Genomic DNA, 19,985 nt, shown 5'->3' on the forward strand with positions numbered 1-19,985 from the left:
ACTTATTGAAGTGAAGTAGTTCAAGTGCTTGCATTTCTTCGAACGTTGGAAGAAGGAAAGAGTTATAAGTAGGTAATCGTACAGCATACGGCAGTACATTCTGGTTTCTAGTGAAAATTTGTGTAATAGTTACAGAGACAGATAATCTTCTGAAATGTATTAAAAGAGCAGATAAAGACAACTCAAAAAAATCAAGTGTTTAAGGAAGCAGTAAATGTAGTCGGGAAAAGTCACTTAGGCTTGCGACTATTTATTTTTTAAAAGAAATAATACCCCTGGTGGTATAAAGGAGTTTGGAATGGAGAAGAAAAGAACGACAATCGTATTATTTAGCGGTGATTATGACAAGGCGATGGCAGCTTATATTATTGCAAATGGGGCAGCCGCATATGATCATGAAGTAACAATCTTCCACACCTTTTGGGGAATTAATGCACTTCGTAAACAAGAAGGTGTAAAAGTGAAGAAAGGTTTCCTTGAAAAAATGTTTGGCAAAATGATGCCACGAGGTGCAGAACAACTCGGTTTATCAAAAATGCAAATGATGGGTATGGGTCCAAAAATGATTAAGCACGTTATGAACAAACATAATGCCTTAACATTGACGCAATTGATTAATATGGCACTGGAACAAGATATTAAATTAGTATCCTGTACGATGACAATGGATCTACTCGGACTTCAACAAGAGGAATTAATAGATGGAATACATTATGCAGGCGTTGCAGCGTACCTAGCAGATGCTGAAGACGGCAATGTTAACTTATTCATCTAAAATATATTTTTTTATTATAAATAATACCCCTATGGGTATGGAGGTATAAGAGATGTTAAAAGCAGACATAAAATTAGATGCTAAAGGCCTTGCTTGCCCTATGCCAATCGTCAAAACGAAAAAAGCAATGGCTGACTTAGTAGATGGTGAAATTCTTGAGGTACAAGCAACAGATAAAGGATCAAAGGCAGATTTAGCTGCATGGGCAAGAAATATTGGACATCAGTATATTGGTACTATTGAAGAGAATGAAATCTTATATCACTATATTCGTAAATGTTCAAATGACATAAATGTGGAAAAAATATTTGAATATACCATTTCAAATGAAGAAATCACAGAGCGACCTGGAGTAATCCTAGATGTTCGTGAAGAAGTTGAATACGCATTCGGTCACATAGAAGGTGCAATATCGATTCCATTTGGAGAGCTTGATGCACGGTTAAAAGAATTAGATATGGATAATGAAATTTATGTGATTTGCCGAACAGGTAAACGTAGTAATATGGCTGCACAAAAGTTAGCAAACGCTGGATTTGATAAAGTGTACAACGTACTACCTGGGATGACAGCATGGACAGGTGAATTAACAAAAAATATATAATTTGTGGAGGGAAAATCAATGTCAAACAAAGTAGCTATTATCGCAAGTAATGGTAGTCTTTTCGATGCTTATAAAGTATTTAATATTGCAACAGCTGCAGCTGCTTCTGAGAAAGAAGTCACGATTTTTTTTACATTTGAAGGCTTAAATTTAATTCATAAACAAGCAATGCAAGCTTTATCAATGCCAGAAGGAAAAGAGTTCATGGCTGAAGGTTTTGCAAAAGCAAACGTTCCGACAATTCCTCAATTAGTGGAAATGGCACAAGAGTTAGGTGTGAAATTCATAGGGTGTCAAATGACAATGGATGTTATGGGCTTAACAATCGTAGATTTCGTTGAGGGGATTGAAGTGGGTGGAGCTGTTACATTCTTAGAATTTGCAAAAGATGCTTCTCCAACATTAACATTTTAGATTAATGTATTAAATACTACTTGTAATCCGTGCAGTAGGAGCACTTTCTACTGCATAAAAAATCGGAAAAATAATACCTGTGGGGGTAAGTTGGATATGACAGTAAATACATGTACTGCAGCAGACGTTGCACGTAAGGTTATCGAAAAGAAGGAATTATTCATTTTAGATGTACGAAATTCAGATGCATTTGAAGATTGGAAAATTGAAGGTCAGAAATTTGAGTACTTAAATATACCTTATTTCGAGCTACTTGATGGTGTGGAAGAAATCCTTCCAAAAATTCCAACGGATAAAGATGTATTAATCGTTTGTGCAAAAGAAGGTTCATCAATTATGATCGCTGAAATGCTTTCAGACGAAGGACTTGACGTTTGTTATCTTGTAGGAGGTATGAAATCTTGGAGTATGTACTTAGAGCCAATTAAAGTAGGTGAACTTCCGAACTGCGGTGAAATATACCAATTTGTTCGTCTGGGTAAAGGATGTCTTTCATACATGGTGGTTTCTGATGGAGAAGCAGCTTTAATTGATGCGGTACGTTTTACAGAAGTATTTACAAACTTTGCTCATGAAAAAGGTGTTGAAATAAAACATGTTTTTGATACACATTTACATGCTGATCATATTTCAGGTGGTCGTACCATAGCAACTGCGACTGGCGCTAAGTATTACTTACCAAAAGCGGATGCTACAGAAGTTGTTTTCGAGTATACAGAACTTGCAGACGGTTTAACAGTAAAACTAGGTAGCTCAAAAATTGATGTTGGTGCGCTATATTCACCAGGTCATACAATTGGATCAACTTCTTTAGTAGTCGACGGTCAATATTTATTTACTGGTGATATTTTATTTATCGATTCAATTGGCCGTCCTGACCTAGCTGGCCTTGCAGAGGACTGGGTAGGTGACTTACGTGAAACGCTTTATAGACGTTACCGTGATTTAGCAGAGGACCTAATCGTTCATCCTTCGCACTTTATGAACATTGATGAATTAAATGAAGATGGTACAGTCGCTAAACGCTTAGGTGATTTATTTGTAGAAAACCACGGTTTGAATATCGAAGAAGAAGATGAATTTCGTACGCTTGTAACCGAGAATTTACCACCACAGCCAAACGCATACCAAGAAATTCGACGAGTGAACATGGGTAAAATCACACCAGATAATGAGGCACAAACGGAGATGGAAATTGGACCAAACCGTTGTGCTGTAAGATGATTTTTAGAACTTAGAAATAGAAGATAGAAATGTCATGTATATGTTTGCATATTACTTACATGCAATTTTAATAAGGAAAGGTAAAGATCTTTTCCAACAAAAATAATAAAACGAATTGAAAAGGAGAAACAAAGATGAATATCATAAAAACTTTAGACGTAAAAGGGTTAGCCTGTCCAATGCCAATAGTAAAAACTAAAAAAGCAATCGATACTATTGCTTCTGGCGAAGTACTAGAAGTATTGGTAACGGATAAAGGCGCATTGAATGATTTTACAGCTTGGGCAAAATCTGGAGGTCACAATATTGTAGAACAGAAAGAAGATGCAGGTGTATTAAGCTTCTTCATAGAAAAAGCATAAAAGAATAAATGGGCGAGTACTCGAGCAATCGATGCTCGCTTTTTTAGATAGGAAGAAGGAGAAAAAATGAGTTTTTCATTAGTAATTGTCTTATTTCTCATTGGTTTTGTAGGTTCATTTATTTCTGGAATGCTTGGTATTGGTGGCGCTATTATTAAATTTCCGATGCTGTTATATATTCCAGCATTACTTAGTTTAACAAGTTTTACTTCACACGAAGTTGCGGGTATTAGTGCAGTTGAAATACTGGTGACATCTATTGCTGGTGTATGGGCGTATCGTAAAGGCGGGTATTTAAATAAATCATTGATCTTTATAATGGGCATAGCAGTATTAGCAGGTAGCTTACTTGGTAGCTTAGTGTCGAAAGAGCTATCTGCGGAAAGTATTAACGTTGTGTACGGAATGTTTGCATTACTTGCAGCAATTTTGATGTTTATTACTCGAAAACAAATTCCTGATGTGCAAGTGCATCAAGTGCAGTTTAATAAATCTCTTGCTGCTGGCTTAGCGTTTATCGTTGGCATAGGTTCCGGTATTGTCGGAGCAGGAGATGGTTTCATTTTAGTACCTATCATGCTTGTCATTTTAAAAATCCCGACCCGTATAACAATCGCCTCTAGTTTAGCAATTACGTTTATTTCTTCCATAGGTGGATCAATTGGGAAAATTACAACTGGACAAGTAGAATGGGGGCCAGTGTTAGTGCTGGTAACGGCAAGTTTGATTGCAGCGCCAATTGGAGCCAAGGTCGGTAAATCAATGAATACAAAATTATTACAGATGATTCTAGCAGTGCTCATTGGTGCAACTGCTATAAAAATCTGGGTGGACATATTAATGTAGAAGAAGTTGTAGATGCAGGATATGCAAATATATCCTGCATTTTAATATTGAATGTAAGAAATAGATGATAACTAAGGTGTAAGAATGGTTATTTTTATGACTTTTTATTGCTTATATCAACAATTAGAGCAAAGTCTTTTAGCTAATTTGCTGTATCCGAACAGCTTTATAGGAGAGGTAGATGGAAATACTTTGTTTGTTGGTACTTTTTAATTCTTGTATAATGTAAAGTGAACTTGACTTTCAATAAATTGTAAATTAATATAAATGTAAAGGTAACTTTACTAAGAAGATGGAGATAAAATGAAAAATAACATTAAAGCATTTCGGGTAAAACATCATTACACGCAAGATGATCTTGCGGAAAAATTAGAGGTATCTAGACAGACAATTATTTCTTTGGAGAAGGAACGATACAATCCTTCAATTACTTTAGCCTTTAAGATCTCTCGACTATTCAACTGTTCAATTGAAGATGTTTTTATTTATGAGGAGGAATAAGAATGGAAAGAATGTGGATTGGGATTGGAATGATTACTTTTATAGTGGCAACTGTATTATTATCATTTGTAGGACCCCATATGTACTTGAGAAAGAAGAAAATTGTTGATGAGCGGTTTAATCGTATCCATCATCTAGGTCGTTCATATTCATGGTTTGCGTCAACAGGGATTATTGTCATTGTATGGCTATTAGCGCTTATTGTCTTTGATTCATTACTGTCCTTTTTCTTAATTACAGCAATATTTGTAGGTCACATGGTATCCTACATCATTGGAGCAGCAGTTGCCCAAAGTCAAAATTAGTATCATTTAATTTATATTTATATTTAACTCTATTTATGGTACAATTTAACATCTCGAGTTACATTAAATTTATGTTATCTAGTAGAATGTGTGGTGATAATTCTTTTAAAGAGAAGTGAAATAAATTCGTCTACTTAGTATTTACTTATTTCTAATTTTAATTATCTAAATAATCACTTTATTATAGAGGGTTCAAAGGAAATATGCTTATTCTAAAGTGCATCCAAGTGATTTAATCTACTTGGATTTTTTTTTAGTATATTCTCACTCTAGTAAACGCCAAATGGCAACTAATAAATCTCTAATAAAAACTGAATTTATAATAGGGGGAAACGTATTGAAACGTCTGTTCGTTAATTATGTTCGACCATTATGGAAACCCATTATAATAGGATTAGCTTTATCTTTAGTATCGACACTACTTATGGTTTCACAGCCACTCGTCATGAAGAATCTTATTAATACACTTACTGGTGGACAAACGACTTCTTTCATTAGGAATGTTACTCTACTTATTTCTATTCCTATATTAGCTACTGTAATCTCCTATATTCAAACATATTTCCTATCTGGTATTGGCCAAAAAATTTCACAAAAACTCCGTGAAGATACATTTCAAAGTATGTTAAATCAACCAACAGAGTATCTGGACAAAAATTCAGCTGGCAGCATGTATCAAAATGTACAAGACTCTATAATAGTTGGCGATGGCTATATTGATTACGAGCTGGTTCCAGCCATATTATCTGTTTTTACGTTACTCTTAACTTTTGGATCCATGCTGTTGCTTGATATACCTATTAGCCTAATAATATTAGCATTTTCACTACTAACAGTTTTCTTAACAGCGATGACAGGGACGAAGGTTAAGGAGGTTGAAAGTAAATATAGAGGTGCAAGAATAGGTAGTGCGGATTTTCTTCAAGAAGTGTTGGCAAACGTTAGAACAGTGCGTCTTTTTACTAATAGAGATAGAGAAATTGCAAATTGGAAGAAGTGGTTGGAAATAGATCGTGGTTTCTGGATGAAAAGACGACTAATTTCAGATTTAAATGTAAATGGTATATTGATTTTTATTCAATCGCTCTGTTTAAGTATTGTCATTATTTATGGATACATAAGAGTTCAAAATGATTTGCTAAGCCTCGGCAGTATCGTTGCTTTTATAGCATATGTCCCTATGGTTTTTCAATCTGTGTCAAGTTTACAAAGAGCTCAACTCGGCACAAAAAAGGTGAAAATTGTACTCAATCAAATTTATACTTTACTTGATTCGCAGTCAGAGCATCCTAAAAACAAAGGAAAAAATATGGAAGATAAAGCTTTAGAAATCGAGTTTAAAAAAGTGGATTTTCATTATCCTGACCGCCAAGAAGGGTTAATAGATATAAATTTTACCGCAAAACAAAATTCGACTACCTTGATTGTTGGCCCAAGTGGAGTAGGGAAAAGTACAATAATTGATTTACTAACTTGTTTGTACTATCCAAACAAAGGTGAAGTAAGCATTGCAGGTATACCTACTGTTGATTGGAACAAAGACGAATTACGTAAACAAATTGGAATCGTACCCCAAAACGTTGTCATTTGGAACCGTACTTTAAGAGAAAATCTCTTGTATGGCATATCAAATGCGCATCAAATATCTTCCGAACGAATTGATGAAGTAATAAGAATCACTCGATTAGAGTCATTTGTGAAAAAATTGCCTGATGGATTAGAAGAGGTTCTTGGCCCTAACGCTGTTCAAGCCTCGGGTGGGGAACGGCAGCGGATTGCACTGGCACGTGCATTGTTGAGAAATCCGGCTATTCTTATATTTGATGAGGTAACATCGGCATTAGACCCTATACTAAGCGCCGAAATCACGGAGTTGATTTGGAGTAAAGAATTGGTTTCAACTAAAATTATTGTCAGCCATCGACTATCTTTTGCTTCACGAGTGGATCAAATTCTTGTCGTAGACACTGATGGAACCATTACATGTGGTAAACACAATGACTTAAAAAACAATCACTCGCTTTACAGTCAATTAGTAATGGCAGATGAGTTTCAAGATATTCAAGAAATAGAAAGACATGGTTTTAGTAAATGAATATGATAAGTTGTTATAAATAATGTAGTTGCTAACAAGGTATCTTGAGTTCAAATACTTTAAGGTAGATATGCTATTTTCGTATTATGAAAGTTAAATAAAATAATTTTAAGAGCTGTCCTATGTAAATCCATAGGGCGGCTTTTTTCTATTCATTTACTTTTCAAAAGTTAAATTTGTTTTGTTCTTTTTACTCTAAAAGTCGAATAAACTCTTAGCAAGCTCATATATATTAATATTCAAGGAATTAGGCGTTTTATTAGATTTTAGATGAAAAATAGTAATTACAAGAACTATATTTTGATGAATGATTCAATAAAAAATAGGTTTTACTGTTGGTTTCATTAAATAAACTATTAACGACATTAGTTTAGTCAACACAATCATATTGGAGGAGCGGAGCAATTGCTTGTAGATATTCATAATCATATTTTACCTGGACTTGATGATGGCCCTAAGTCAATAGAAGAGGCCTTGTTACTTGCCACAGATGCAGTAGAAAACGGGATAACACACATAATTGCCACCCCTCATCATCATGACGGTAAATACATGAACTCATCCTCTGTAGTTGAAGAGGCTGTGTTCAATTTTAATAAGGAACTTTATGAAAGATCCATTCCATTGGAAATTCTACCAGGTCAAGAAACGCATATATACAATAGCTTGATATCTGATTTAAATAAGGATCTATTAACACTAGCTAATAGTGGCAAATATATATTAATAGAACTACCGATAAACCATATTCCTACCTATACTTTTGATATCCTTTTCCAAATACAGTTAAAAGGTTATATTCCCATAATAGTTCATCCTGAAAGGAATATGGTATTTAGAAAAGACAAGCAGAAGCTATATGACATAGTGAATAAAGGATCTCTCGTACAAGTAACAGCTTCAAGTTTGATCGGGGTAAATGGTAGAGCTATAAAAAGATACATTAAGTATTTGGTTAAACATAATATAGTCCATTTTATATCTTCAGATTCACATCATCATATAAAGCGACCATTTTTATTGAAAGCTGCATATCAATACGTAAGAGAAAAATTCTCCGAGGGACTTGTTTCTTATTATAGTGAAAATGCAAAGCACGTTATAAATGGCACTAGTTTTCAACCTAAACGTCCAATCAGTTTCAAAAAAGGTCGAGATTAATGTACTGAATAACTTTCAAAAAGAAAGGTAAAAAAGGAGGGAACAACTCTTATGGAAGAAACGATTAGTCTGCACGATATATTCAAAACTTTAAAGAAAAGACTTTTACTCATTATCACTACATTCGTATTAGCAATTTCGATTGCAGGGGGAGTTAGTTACTTCTTGTTAACACCGGTGTACGAAGCGTCTACACAAATTCTGATTAGTCAAAAGGAGATTGAGAATAACCAATTTATCGCACAGGACGTCCAGACGAACCTTCAATTAATTAATACTTATAGTGTCATTATAAAAAGTCCTGTTATTCTTTCAAAAGTAGTTGATAATCTTAACCTGAATACAAGGTTAGAGGTACTCAATAACAATATTAACGTTAGTAGTGAGCAAGACTCGCAAGTTATTAATATCAGTGTTCAAGATCCTGATTTGCAAAAAGCAGTCGAAATAGCAAATATGACTGCAGAAGTATTTCAGAAAGACATCCCTACACTTATGAATGTAGATAACGTTAAAATACTCTCACCTGCAGTTGATGAAAAAAATGTTAAACCGATTCGACCTAACCCAATTCTTAATATGGCTATTGCAGCTCTTATTGGATTAATGATTGGAGTAGGAATAGCATTTCTTATTGAATACTTAGATAAAACTATCAAAACAGAGCAGGATGTTAGTGAATTATTAGAGTTACAGATACTTGGTCTCATTAGCCCAATTTCCCAAAAGAAATTCAAAAAATCAAAAAAAAATAACAAGAAAAGAGGGGAGTTGGATGTTTAAAAAGAAGCGGAAGGAACTTCGAAGAAAACTTGTAACTAGTACTGACCCAAGATCAATCGTTTCAGAGCAATTTAGAATGATCCGAGAGAATATCAAATTTTCCATGAAGGACAAGCAACTAAATACATTGCTTTTCACTTCAGCTGCAAAAGGTGAGGGTAAGTCAACAATCGCAGCAAATACTGCTATTGCATTTGCACAAGAGGGTAAGAAGGTACTTCTTGTAGATGCAGATTTGAGAAAACCTACTATACATCATACGTTTAATAAGCTACTCTCTCCGGGATTTACCAACTTGCTAATGATTCAATGGAAGATTCAAGATGTGGTTAAAGAATCTGGCATTAAGGGGTTAGATATAATCACTTGCGGACCAATTCCCTCGAATCCTGCTGAACTCCTTGGATCTAATTCGATGGACGGTTTTATTAGAGAGGCGAAAGATAAATATGACATTGTAATCTTCGATGCCCCACCAGTTCTTTCAGTAGCAGACGCACAAATTTTATCTGAAAAGTGTGATGGTACGATTCTAGTGATCAGTTCGGGGACAACAGAGAAAAGATTTGCTATAAAAGCTAAGGAAGTTCTTCAAGCATCCAAAGCAAACATGGTTGGAACAGTTCTTAACAATTTTAAACTTGAAAAGAATCATTATTATTACCAGTATTATTAGGGAATAGAGTAGATAACTTAGTGCGGATTTTCAAATTGAGTAATGGAAGGAGAAGATGATGAAACGAAGAGTTTTACATATTCTAAGCTCTGATGGACTTGCTGGTGCTGAAAATGTAGCCATCTGTATTATAAATAATTTATCTGAATTCTCCGAATCTGTTTACTCTTCACCAATGGGGAGTATTGAAAAAATACTGGATAGTAGAGGGATAACTTATTTACCTATGAATAAGTTATCAATTATGCAAATAAGAAAAGTAATGAAAAAATGGAAGCCTGATATAATCCATGCACATGATTTCACTGCGACGCTTTTAAGTTTAGTAGCAACCTTTAATACGCCTGTAGTATCACATATTCATCAATTTCCAGAATGGTTGAAAAGCGTAAATAAATTATCAATTCTATTTTTCTTAGCATGTATAAAAATCAAAAAAATAATAGTAGTTACACCTGCAATTAAAGAATCTACATTTTTGTCTCGAATATATAATGAAAAATCAATTGTCATAAAAAATATTGTAGATGTAAATTGGATAGCAGAAAAAGCTTCTCTACCTACTGAGAAAAGTTATGACGTAGCATTTGTAGGAAGATTGGAAGATGTGAAGGATCCAATTCGATTTATTAATATTATCTCAGAATTAGTTAAAGAGTTCCCGATCGTTTCTGTAGTTATTATGGGGGAAGGAAGGCTAGAAGGACAATGTAGAGATTTAATAAAAAAATTAGATTTAGAGAAGAATATTGATCTAATAGGATTTATGAATAATCCATATCCTGTATTACAAAACTCTAAAATTCTAGTAATGACATCTAAATCTGAAGGATTACCAATGGTCGCGATTGAAGCGTTGTCTATGGGCAAGCCTATAGTAGTTCCTAACCTTGAAGGAATAGAGAGCATTGTTAATAGTAATTGTGGAGTTATTTGCAATGAAGATCAAGAATTTATTACTGCGATATTGAAACTTTTACTATCAGAGAAAGAATATGAAGAGATGTCTTTAAGTGCTTCTAAAAAAGCGGAAGAAATGTTTAATATGGCAGACTATAAGAATCAGTTGCAGCAGGTGTATAGTAGTGTCCTTTGAACATCAAAAAGAAAATGCTACCCATACCTTTAAAAAAACTGGTCCATTCTTCCGTCGAAGTTTAGGGTATTTAGACTTATATATCATCGGATTTTGTATTCTAAGTGATAAGTTATTAAATATTAATTTACTGGTTTATTGCTTAGGTATTTATTTGGCTTTCCGTATATTATTCATATCACCAGACCATGCATTTGCAGTATTAATCTCGTTAGTACCAAACTTAGCGGTAATGTTTATCCCAATTCCAGGTTTATCTGTGCCAATAATAAATGTCTTAATTGGTATTGCTCTTTTTAAAGTATTGATTTCAAATTTTAAGAAGCCCATTAATAAGAGTTATCTTTTTATTATTGGATTGTTTATTGCTTATGAATGGAGTCATATTTTTTATTATGATATCAAATCGATTATTTTGCTATTTAGTTGGAGTTTTGCAATTTTATATGTTTCTTTATATTTCTTTTATTCTCTGAAGTCATATAATCATAAAGTTGTAATTATATATTCTATCGCGGGTGTATTGATTTCTATATTCTATGGGACGTTAGATTTTTTTGAGAATTACGGAACTCTGATGTCGAATAATGCGACTATTAGATTTAAAGGAGGAGCTGGAGATCCAAATTATTTTTCAATGTATGTAATGATTTCGTTGTTTCTACTTTTATATCTCGTAAAACGTGAGACAAATAAGTTTTATAAATTCCTTTATCCATTGTTATTTGTCTTTTTAGTTGCGTTCGGTGTACTCAGCTTATCGAGAATGTTTTTATTAGTTATTTCACTGTTATTAGTGTTACTACTTATTAAGATTATTTTTAGATTGAAAAAAAATAAAAAGATATTGTTTTTTATTATGTCGGTAATTGGTTTTCTTGTTTTGTTTTCTATTTTCTTTATTTCGGAATTTACATCCATCTTAAATTTACTACTTTCAAGATTTACAGATTTTATTGATGATCCATCTGCTCTTACTAGTAATAGAAATGTACTAGCTGAACAATATATTGAATTATTAATGTCGGATACAAAAGACATGATTTTCGGAATGGGAATTCAAGATTATCACCTCAGATCAGGCATTCAACTTCAAGCGCATAATATCATTTTAGAACTTCTTGTAGTATGGGGATTAGTAGGATTTTTAGTTTTTATCTTGTTTATAGCAACATTTTTGAAATTTAGCAATGTTAGCAGATTTAATGTGAAAAACGATTTTATTAGTTGGCTACCTATTATTTGTATGGGGATCAGTTATTTGTCTCTAAATGCAATGTCTAACGAAAGTTTTTTCCTGTTACTACTTTTCGCTATAAAAAACCTTCAGGAATTTGATTCACTGGAGCACGATTTGATGATGAACGAGTATGGATAATAATAAATATAGCATGGCAACATAAATAAAAAGAAAAGAAGGACAAATCATAGAAACTATAAAAAAAACAGCTGTTCTTTTGATGGTCATTACAATTCTATCAAAAGTTACCGGATTTCTACGGGATATCACACTATCCTACTTTTATGGTGCTACTTCAACGAGTGATGCATATATTATTTCCATTACGATTACATCTGTATTATTTAGTCTTATTATTTCAGGGATATCCACTGCATATATTCCTATGTTTAAACAAATCGAACATAGTAAAGGGCAGCGATCTGCGACATACTTTACAAATAACCTCATCAACATTGTATTGATAGTTACAACTGCGGTCATAGTAATTGGTCTTCTTTTTTCTGACGTGTTGGTGAAATTATTTGCTTTAGGATTTGATGGAGAAACATTAAGAATTGCTGTTCTTTTTACTCGAATAGGTTTAGTAGGCATATATTTTACTAGTGTAACTCAGATTTTCAGTGGTTATCTACAGTTGTATGGAAAATTCACAGTACCAGCTATGGTTGGGCTGCCTTTTAATTTTATTATTATCATTTCAATTATAGTAAGTACTCAAACGAATATTATTGCATTAGCGATTGGCAGTGTTCTAGCTGCGTTTATTCAACTAATATTCTTATTCCCCTCATTAAAGAAGACAAATTATAGATACGTTCCAATTGTGCAGTTCAACGACGAGAAAATAAAGAAAATGGCAGTTATTGTTTTCCCTATTATGATAGGAATATCTATTGACCAAATCAACTTGATGGTTGATAAAACTCTTGCTTCTACTTTAGTGGAGGGGGGAGTTTCTGCTTTGACATATGCTAGTCGATTAAATGATTTTGTACAAGGTATATTTGTTCTGTCATTCGTGACTGTCATGTTTCCACTCATCTCAAAAATGGCTGTACAAAAAAATAAAGAAGACTTCAAACAATCAATTAGTGAGGTTATTTCGGTTGTCATTTTGATCGTAGTTCCTGCTAGTGTCGGAATAATGATTTTGGCAGAGCCTATTATAAGGTTACTTTTTGGACATGGACATTTTGACGAACGTGCAATAGAAATGACAACTCATGCACTCTTCTTCTATTCAATAGGTATGATAGGGTATGGTATCCGCGAAATTTTAAATCGCACTTTTTATTCTCTACAGGATACAAAAACCCCTATGTACAATGCTTCTATGGCCGTTATATTGAACATTATATTAAGTATTATTTTATCTTACTTTATGGGAATCAGTGGGATCGCTTTAGCTACGAGTATTTCTGCACTTTTCTGCTCAACATTGTTAGTTATCAAGCTTCGAAAAAAAATTGGAGCGTTCGGTTTGAAAGGGAATTTCATCACCTTTATGAAAGTAACATTTGCTTCCAGTGTAATGGGTGGGGGAGTATATATTTTTAACAACTATATACTAACAGATTGGAATGTTTTTTTGAAAATGAGTGTAGTCATCCTGATAGGTAGCAGTATCTATTTCCTATTAATTACACTATTAAAGGTGAAAGAGTCAAAACTACTTGTAAATTTCCTTGTGGATAAAATTCGTCCAAAACAAACCTAACCCGAATGGAGGATAATTTGGAGCTCATTCAGATTACTACGTATATGGACTTGGGAAGATATGAGAAAGAATGGTCTGCTATTTTAGAAGAAAATGATAATACGAATCCATTTATCGAATTTGAATTTGTTTATAATTGGTGGAGATTTTTAGGGAAGGAAGAAAAAGTAGAAATATATGCAGTAAAAGAAAATAATCGCACGATTGCATTTTTTCCATTTCAATCAGAAAAAACTTGGTATGGATATATTCTTCGTTTTTTAGCACTTGGAGATGCGAATTATATGGATATTATTGCAAGGGAAAGAGATATAGACCGAGTCATCATGTTTGTATTTGATGCTTTAATAAAGAAGAAAAAGAGCGTAGTTTTTTATCTACACGGATTATTAGAAAGTGTAGAAACACATAGTAAACTTTCGAATTATTTGAAAGCTAGAAATATGAAGGAACGATATTCTCGTATTGTCACTCCTTATATTGATTTGGATAATATTTCGTATGAAGAGTACATGAAACCTCGTCATAAGTTGCATGGATTAGATCGAAGGGAAAAAAGGTTGAGGGCACTTGGTGATGTTCAACTACAAATTTCACCTGCGACGGAGATCAATCAAGTATTTAAGGTGCATCAAAAGCGATGGGAAAAGAAAAATGATACGAGTGGGTTTTCTAGTAATCGAAAACAAGCTTTCTTTAAATACTTAGCTGAACAGAATGATGGGAAGTTGAGTGTACGCTTATCTACATTAACATTACAAAATGAAATGGTTGCTTTTACGTATGGTTTTGCATGTAGAGGAAGGTATTTGGGATATGTATTAGGACATGATTCAGATTTTGATGTATACGGTCCTGGTAGAATTTTAGTAAAAGAGAAGATTAAACGAAACATGGACGATGGATTTCATAAACTCGATATGAGCATCGGATATGAACCATATAAGCTGGAATGGAATACAAATTTTGATTATACGAGAAAAACAGTTTTCTCTACAAATACGTTTAGGGCTAGTATGTTTCGGAATTTTCTTTGGCTAAAAGAAAAAGCGTTTTCTAAGATTAGAAAACACTATTCTGTTGTTATTTTTCGACGAAACACAATTGGTAAGTTGAAATATTACCTTCGAAATAAAGAGAAATTTCGTTTCTGGAAAGATATTTGGAAGAATAGACTGCAACCTTTTGTATATGAGCAAAAACAATATTTAATAGCAAAGTTGACAGTTAACGAAATGAGATTAAACAGTCATTTTGAACAAATAACGCCTGAAATGGCACTTTCAATGAAGGATGATAGAAAAGAAATACTTCAAAAAATATATAATGGATATAAAGGTTATTACTCAACTGACGTCAATAAAGTATTTTGGGTAAATGAAAATGTCATTAGACTAGACGATATTGAAGTCGTTGAAAACTTAAAGAAAAAAAGCATTTATATTAGAGATTGGGAGAATGAAAACTTAAAGCAAATTCTTTCATTTGTTCAGGCTAAATATCGTCCAAAGTACATTTTTGTACATGTAAATAAGCGTGATAAAAAAAGTATTCAATTACTCCAATCAAATGAATTTGATATCACTGAAAGGCTTTCTTACTCAAGAGTTTTAGGGAAGAGAAAAGTGAAAAAAGAAGTAGAAATTTAAAAGAGAAGGTGCCTTTTATTATTCTATTAGAGAGAAAGTTTTTTAATATAAAAATGCATAGTTATTATTTTTTGAATGAGATCGTTTCAACTGGAAAGTTAACAGATATAGAAGGGTTTACACATTCTTTAGTCCCTAAAAAGCAACTACAGCAGTTTGAAACACTTTATATCGATTTAACTAAAAGTGAACAAGAATTATTTGAGAACTTGCATCGAACAAATAGAAAGCAGATAAAAAAAGCAGAGGGTTACCATTTTCAAATAGAAGTGCTAGAAGAACCGTCAATAATGGATATTAAAGCATTTCAGAAGTTTTATAATCTTTTTTCAGCATTTGTAAACACATACTCATGTAATTCCTTTCATGTAAATACGATGAATAAGCTAAAAGACAAGAATGCACTTGTAATCACGAAAGTTTTGAATGAAGCAAATGAAGTGCTTTGTTATCGAGTATATATTTCGGATGATAATATAGCTTTTTGTTTATATTCTGCCTCTCATTTTCGGATGAAAGAAAAAACTGAAGAAAAAAGATTATTAAGTGAAGCAAATAGATATTTGATTTGGAGAAATATATTATATTTTAAATCAAGAAACCACACAATTTTTGATATGGGTGGACTTACAAAGAATCCAAATATTCGTAGTTTCAAAATGGAATTCGGTGGAGAAATAGCTCATGTTTATTCTGGCTATGAAGCAAATTCAAAAATCGGTCAATTCATACTTTGGTTACGTGCAAAAAAAATCAAGAAAGGATGAAGAGCTGGGGGCACTTATAATTTCATTAGATTTTGAGCTGAATTGGGGAGTACATGATGTTTTTACTATTGAAAATTACGGGGAAAATATTTTAGGTGCACGATTAGCAATACCTAAAATTCTTCAGTTATTTCAGAAGTATGATATTCATGCTACTTGGGCTATTGTTGGAATGCTTTATTGTAAAGATAAACAGGAACTCTTAAGTTTCTTGGAAAGTATAGAAATTCCATATGAAAATGAAACTTTATCAGCTAAATATAACCTTTCGAATGTAGGTGCAAATGAACAAGAGGATTTATATCATTATGGAGATTCACTAATTAATATGATTAAAAAAATTCCAAACCAAGAGATTGGAACGCATACTTTCAGTCATTATTATTGTCTTGAAAAGGGGCAGCGAATCGAACATTTTGAAAAGGATTTGCAGGCAATGGTTGAATTGAATGAAGGAGTTACATCGTTAGTATTTCCGAGAAATCAAGTTAATTTAGATTATTTACAGCTATGTGATGAATATGGCATAACTGCTTATCGAGGAAATGAAAATAGCTGGATTTACGGCCCGTACATTAAAGAAATGAATACCACTATAAAGCGAATGCTCCGATTAGCTGATCATTATATAAATATTACAGGTCATAATAGCTACAAGTTAGAGAAAGTAAGCACTCACCCGATTATCAATGTACCATCTAGCCGGTTTTTAAGACCATATAGCAGTAAATTGAGAATATTAGAGAGACTTCGTTTACAACGCATTAAACACAGCTTAACGGAAGCTGCTAAAAATAATGAGTATTATCATTTATGGTGGCATCCACATAATTTCGGCAAGAACACGGAAAAAAATCTTCAGTTTCTTGAGGAAATATTACAGCATGTAGAATATTTAAAGGGAAAATATAAATTTCAAAGCATGCATATGAGAGATGTGGTTGGTTTGATCAATTTGAATAAGACAAATTAAAAGTCCGGAGAGAACAGGTAGTTTCTCATCGGACTTTGTTTTATTTATAGTCAACTTTACCTTATGCATAACCTCATTTTTTATATTTAAGTAATGATACTTCGGTGAAAATATGTAGAATAACTTTAAATCTAGTAAGTTGAAATGTAGCTATTAACGCATACTCTGATAATCTATTTTCATAAAATAAAAGGATTTAGGAAATTTAGCCGAGAAGGGAGATAGCGATATGTATAAAAAAATTGTCTTTAAAATTGTTGGTTTGGAATTGCTTTTAATATTCTTCTATACGGTAAATGGCGCCTTTGTAACAATTAAAGAACCTACTAGTCCATATTTACAATTTGTTATGCTGGTTCCATTAGCAATCATTCTCTTCCTATATATTGCTTTCAAAAAGAAATGGCGTCAATACTTCTTTGTGAAGGTTCATCTTAATAAAGAAAGTCTGTTGCTATACGCACCACTTATTCTCGTATTATGTATCATTCTATTTAGCACCAACGGCTTAAATTTTGTATCTGTACCTAACTTATTTGCTATGTTTATCATGCAGTTACTAATCGTCGCTTTTATCGAGGAAACGGTCTTTAGAGGAATGATGCTGCGAATAATATCTGCAAAGGGTACTTTTACAGCTGTTTGGATTTCGAGCATACTGTTCGGAGTGACACACTCATTGCAGTTAATAGGTGGACAATCAGTTGAAGATACGATTATTCAAATTTTATATGCACTTGTTGTAGGATTAGTGCTAGCATTGCTTGTAATGGATGGGCAGTCGATTATCATTACGATATTGTTCCACGGCTTGAATAACTTTTTCAACTTTATGGGAAATATCGAAAGCTCGATCACATCAGCATATATCATCTTTTTCGTATTATTAGTATATTCAATTTTCCTGTGGAAACGAGTAAAGAACAAGGAAAAACATAGTCTTCATTCTCTTTAGGATATTTATCCAAATAACTAAAAAGCCAAGACTACAATTTGTAGCTCTTGGCTTTTTATTTGAAGCGATTTATAATAACGATGGTCATCAATATCAAAAAAATAATGACAGCTGAGATTGGAGAAAATAGCTTGTTCGCTAACGTGTTGATTGCAGTGGACTGCTGCTCATGCTTCATAACTGCCTTCAAGAACTGGTCATCCTTTATTTGGACAGCAATTGCTTGCTCCGTACTAATACCTTTAATAGAGAAGTACTTAGTTCCATTTTTATAAGTATTCGAAAAGTTTCCGCCAAGTTGCTCCATATCTGAATAACTTGTAACTTGACCAATTTCTTTGTCTATTTCAGTGACAAGTTCATCAATTACTTCATAAACGTAGCCATCCCAAGTAACGAGTGAATACACCCAATCAGTAGCAGAGGAATGATTAGGTAAGGTCATAAAACAAATGAAAATCAAGAGAGCAATAATCTGTTTTAATGTCAAAAAAATTCCTCCTCCAAGGGTTTTTCGTAGTTTAACATAATATAATATGAAAATTAGAGCAAAATGAAGAAAACTTGGTTATATTTTAAATAAGAATAAAAGAGAAAAGGGGCTTTAAAATGGGAAGATCCAAAGAATTAGTAATGCGGGAAATTCCACAATCTGAAATTGGTCAGTCGATTGAATTATTAAACTATGTGTTTCAAATTTCCTTATCTATTAATAAGGATCGATTATTCGTAAATGCCAAAAGTAAACAGTTCGATGAGGGATTAGCTCTTGGTTGGTTTGATCGAGAGCAACTTGTCGCCCAAATATTAAATTTACCGTTTCAAGTGAATATTCATGGGACCATTTATGATATGAGTGGCATGACAGCGGTGGGTACTTATCCTGAATATTCAAGCCATGGTTTGATGCATACACTTATGGTTGAGAGTATGAAAAGGATGCGTCAAGAAGGGCGCTATATAGCCTATCTATTCCCGTATTCAATTCCTTATTATCGCAAAAAGGGATTTGAAATTATGAGCGACATCCTAGAGTATCAAGTGAAAGATACACAACTACCCTTTTATAGAAATATTCCCGGACAAGTAAGACGTATGAAGGATGACTTTTCAGATCTTCGTGATGTATACAACAGGTATGCTCATAATACGCATGGTGCGATGAAACGAAATGCAATAGCTTGGAATGAGAAATTCCAAGAATCGTATTGGGAAGAGAAATTTGAAGGTAGCGATACGAAATTGCAAGCTGCCGTGTATTATGATGATGACGGTTTAGCGCTTGGCTATATGTTCTACCGCATTATGGAAGAGGATTTTTATATTGATGAGCTTGTATATTTGAAGGAAGTTGCTCGTAAAGCATTATGGAACTTTGTACATGCCCATCGTTCGATGATTTACCATGTGTATGGTAAAACTTCTGGCAATGATGCGATAGCTTTCTTAATGGAGGATAGTGAAATCAAACAAAATGTTTCCCCGTACTTCATGGCAAGAATTATTGATGTCCAAAAGTTTCTTGAGCGGTTCCCTTTTGCAAGAACGAACTTCCACATTCGGTTAGCTTTAACGGACACTCTCCTAGAATGGAATCATGGAACCTTTGAAATTACTGTTCAATCAGGAGAAGTAACAGTTGAAAAGGTAAGTAATGAAATTGAGTCAAATACTGTACAAATGACGATTCAAACGTTTGTCACAATGTTCCTAGGATATAAGCGTCCAACGTATTTGCATAGTATAGAAAGGTTAAAAGGTGATACTGCATCTGTTGCTTTACTTGAAGCGATCTTGCCAAATGAGGTACCAAGTTTTATCGATTATTTCTAGTGAATT

At 33.3% G+C, this 19,985-nt stretch carries 21 protein-coding genes; 20 read left to right on the forward strand and 1 reads right to left on the reverse strand.

Features of this window, described 5'->3' with window-relative positions:
* Positions 1–298 precede the first annotated feature (298 nt).
* From MKY02_RS07375 to MKY02_RS07465, 19 genes are all read left to right on the forward strand, one after another.
* Positions 299–775: a DsrE/DsrF/DrsH-like family protein gene (locus tag MKY02_RS07375; protein ID WP_038184756.1), complete on the forward strand. Its 477-nt coding sequence runs from the start codon at positions 299–301 to the stop codon at positions 773–775.
* Between the two features lie 52 nt (positions 776–827).
* Entirely contained in the window at positions 828–1,379 is a 552-nt protein-coding gene (locus MKY02_RS07380) for a sulfurtransferase TusA family protein (RefSeq protein ID WP_038184753.1), read from the forward strand.
* Between the two features lie 18 nt (positions 1,380–1,397).
* Positions 1,398–1,793: a DsrE/DsrF/DrsH-like family protein gene (locus MKY02_RS07385; protein WP_076065773.1), complete on the forward strand. Its 396-nt coding sequence runs from the start codon at positions 1,398–1,400 to the stop codon at positions 1,791–1,793.
* A gap of 96 nt (positions 1,794–1,889) precedes the next feature.
* The gene (locus MKY02_RS07390) at positions 1,890–3,017 is read left to right on the forward strand and encodes an MBL fold metallo-hydrolase (protein WP_076065774.1); all 1,128 of its coding nucleotides are present in this window, start codon (positions 1,890–1,892) and stop codon (positions 3,015–3,017) included.
* 134 nt (positions 3,018–3,151) lie between these two features.
* The gene (locus MKY02_RS07395) at positions 3,152–3,379 is read left to right on the forward strand and encodes a sulfurtransferase TusA family protein (RefSeq protein ID WP_038184741.1); all 228 of its coding nucleotides are present in this window, start codon (positions 3,152–3,154) and stop codon (positions 3,377–3,379) included.
* Between the two features lie 66 nt (positions 3,380–3,445).
* Positions 3,446–4,225, forward strand: a complete 780-nt coding sequence (locus MKY02_RS07400; RefSeq protein ID WP_340710881.1) for a sulfite exporter TauE/SafE family protein — start codon at positions 3,446–3,448, stop codon at positions 4,223–4,225.
* Positions 4,226–4,528: 303 nt separating this feature from the next.
* Entirely contained in the window at positions 4,529–4,726 is a 198-nt protein-coding gene (locus tag MKY02_RS07405) for a helix-turn-helix transcriptional regulator (protein ID WP_038184737.1), read from the forward strand.
* A gap of 2 nt (positions 4,727–4,728) precedes the next feature.
* Positions 4,729–5,031, forward strand: a complete 303-nt coding sequence (locus MKY02_RS07410) for a hypothetical protein (protein WP_038184735.1) — start codon at positions 4,729–4,731, stop codon at positions 5,029–5,031.
* A 337-nt stretch (positions 5,032–5,368) separates the two neighbouring features.
* A complete protein-coding gene (locus tag MKY02_RS07415) occupies positions 5,369–7,126 on the forward strand; it encodes an ABC transporter ATP-binding protein (protein ID WP_340710883.1) in 1,758 nt (585 codons plus the stop codon).
* 405 nt (positions 7,127–7,531) lie between these two features.
* A complete protein-coding gene (locus tag MKY02_RS07420) occupies positions 7,532–8,287 on the forward strand; it encodes a tyrosine-protein phosphatase (RefSeq protein WP_340710885.1) in 756 nt (251 codons plus the stop codon).
* Between the two features lie 51 nt (positions 8,288–8,338).
* On the forward strand, positions 8,339–9,070 hold the full coding sequence (locus tag MKY02_RS07425) for a YveK family protein (protein ID WP_340710887.1): 732 nt from the start codon (positions 8,339–8,341) through the stop codon (positions 9,068–9,070).
* Positions 9,063–9,746, forward strand: a complete 684-nt coding sequence (locus MKY02_RS07430) for a CpsD/CapB family tyrosine-protein kinase (protein ID WP_038184728.1) — start codon at positions 9,063–9,065, stop codon at positions 9,744–9,746. Before MKY02_RS07425 ends, MKY02_RS07430 begins: the two co-directional genes overlap by 8 nt.
* 58 nt (positions 9,747–9,804) lie before the next feature.
* A complete protein-coding gene (locus tag MKY02_RS07435) occupies positions 9,805–10,842 on the forward strand; it encodes a glycosyltransferase (RefSeq protein WP_038184726.1) in 1,038 nt (345 codons plus the stop codon).
* Positions 10,832–12,220, forward strand: a complete 1,389-nt coding sequence (locus MKY02_RS07440; RefSeq protein ID WP_340710890.1) for an O-antigen ligase family protein — start codon at positions 10,832–10,834, stop codon at positions 12,218–12,220. The genes MKY02_RS07435 and MKY02_RS07440 overlap by 11 nt, the downstream gene beginning before the upstream one ends.
* A 58-nt stretch (positions 12,221–12,278) precedes the next feature.
* Positions 12,279–13,802 (forward strand): murein biosynthesis integral membrane protein MurJ, encoded by a 1,524-nt coding sequence (gene murJ, locus MKY02_RS07445; protein ID WP_340711682.1) that lies wholly within the window; start codon positions 12,279–12,281, stop codon positions 13,800–13,802.
* Positions 13,803–13,819: 17 nt separating this feature from the next.
* Entirely contained in the window at positions 13,820–15,451 is a 1,632-nt protein-coding gene (locus MKY02_RS07450; protein WP_038184716.1) for a GNAT family N-acetyltransferase, read from the forward strand.
* Positions 15,452–15,522: 71 nt separating this feature from the next.
* The gene (locus tag MKY02_RS07455; protein WP_143691084.1) at positions 15,523–16,218 is read left to right on the forward strand and encodes a hypothetical protein; all 696 of its coding nucleotides are present in this window, start codon (positions 15,523–15,525) and stop codon (positions 16,216–16,218) included.
* A complete protein-coding gene (locus tag MKY02_RS07460; protein ID WP_235175728.1) occupies positions 16,136–17,191 on the forward strand; it encodes a polysaccharide deacetylase family protein in 1,056 nt (351 codons plus the stop codon). Before MKY02_RS07455 ends, MKY02_RS07460 begins: the two co-directional genes overlap by 83 nt.
* A gap of 229 nt (positions 17,192–17,420) precedes the next feature.
* Positions 17,421–18,146, forward strand: coding sequence for a CPBP family intramembrane glutamic endopeptidase (locus MKY02_RS07465; protein ID WP_340710893.1), 726 nt, complete (start codon positions 17,421–17,423; stop codon positions 18,144–18,146).
* A 55-nt stretch (positions 18,147–18,201) separates the two neighbouring features.
* On the opposite strand, the gene MKY02_RS07470 is transcribed toward MKY02_RS07465, so the two are convergent.
* Positions 18,202–18,636, reverse strand: a complete 435-nt coding sequence (locus tag MKY02_RS07470; RefSeq protein ID WP_340710895.1) for a hypothetical protein — start codon at positions 18,634–18,636, stop codon at positions 18,202–18,204.
* Positions 18,637–18,755: 119 nt separating this feature from the next.
* Between MKY02_RS07470 and MKY02_RS07475 the strand changes: the two genes are divergently transcribed.
* Positions 18,756–19,979 (forward strand): GNAT family N-acetyltransferase, encoded by a 1,224-nt coding sequence (locus MKY02_RS07475; RefSeq protein ID WP_340710897.1) that lies wholly within the window; start codon positions 18,756–18,758, stop codon positions 19,977–19,979.
* Positions 19,980–19,985 lie beyond the last annotated feature (6 nt).

The sequence above is a fragment of the Viridibacillus sp. FSL R5-0888 genome (assembly GCF_038009105.1).
GTDB lineage: Bacteria > Bacillota > Bacilli > Bacillales_A > Planococcaceae > Viridibacillus > Viridibacillus arenosi.

What these genes read in the sequence shown, in the direction of transcription:
- MKY02_RS07380 (WP_038184753.1), top strand. Translation starts at nt 828, where the DNA reads ATGTTAAAAGCAGACATAAAATTAGATGCTAAAGGCCTTGCTTGCCCT.
- MKY02_RS07395 (WP_038184741.1), top strand. Translation starts at nt 3,152, where the DNA reads ATGAATATCATAAAAACTTTAGACGTAAAAGGGTTAGCCTGTCCAATG.
- MKY02_RS07410 (WP_038184735.1), top strand. Translation starts at nt 4,729, where the DNA reads ATGGAAAGAATGTGGATTGGGATTGGAATGATTACTTTTATAGTGGCA.
- MKY02_RS07460 (WP_235175728.1), top strand. Translation starts at nt 16,136, where the DNA reads ATGTTTATTCTGGCTATGAAGCAAATTCAAAAATCGGTCAATTCATAC.
- MKY02_RS07375 (WP_038184756.1), top strand. Translation starts at nt 299, where the DNA reads ATGGAGAAGAAAAGAACGACAATCGTATTATTTAGCGGTGATTATGAC.
- MKY02_RS07430 (WP_038184728.1), top strand. Translation starts at nt 9,063, where the DNA reads ATGTTTAAAAAGAAGCGGAAGGAACTTCGAAGAAAACTTGTAACTAGT.
- MKY02_RS07425 (WP_340710887.1), top strand. Translation starts at nt 8,339, where the DNA reads ATGGAAGAAACGATTAGTCTGCACGATATATTCAAAACTTTAAAGAAA.
- MKY02_RS07405 (WP_038184737.1), top strand. Translation starts at nt 4,529, where the DNA reads ATGAAAAATAACATTAAAGCATTTCGGGTAAAACATCATTACACGCAA.
- MKY02_RS07390 (WP_076065774.1), top strand. Translation starts at nt 1,890, where the DNA reads ATGACAGTAAATACATGTACTGCAGCAGACGTTGCACGTAAGGTTATC.
- MKY02_RS07400 (WP_340710881.1), top strand. Translation starts at nt 3,446, where the DNA reads ATGAGTTTTTCATTAGTAATTGTCTTATTTCTCATTGGTTTTGTAGGT.
- MKY02_RS07465 (WP_340710893.1), top strand. Translation starts at nt 17,421, where the DNA reads ATGTATAAAAAAATTGTCTTTAAAATTGTTGGTTTGGAATTGCTTTTA.
- MKY02_RS07435 (WP_038184726.1), top strand. Translation starts at nt 9,805, where the DNA reads ATGAAACGAAGAGTTTTACATATTCTAAGCTCTGATGGACTTGCTGGT.
- MKY02_RS07475 (WP_340710897.1), top strand. Translation starts at nt 18,756, where the DNA reads ATGGGAAGATCCAAAGAATTAGTAATGCGGGAAATTCCACAATCTGAA.
- MKY02_RS07385 (WP_076065773.1), top strand. Translation starts at nt 1,398, where the DNA reads ATGTCAAACAAAGTAGCTATTATCGCAAGTAATGGTAGTCTTTTCGAT.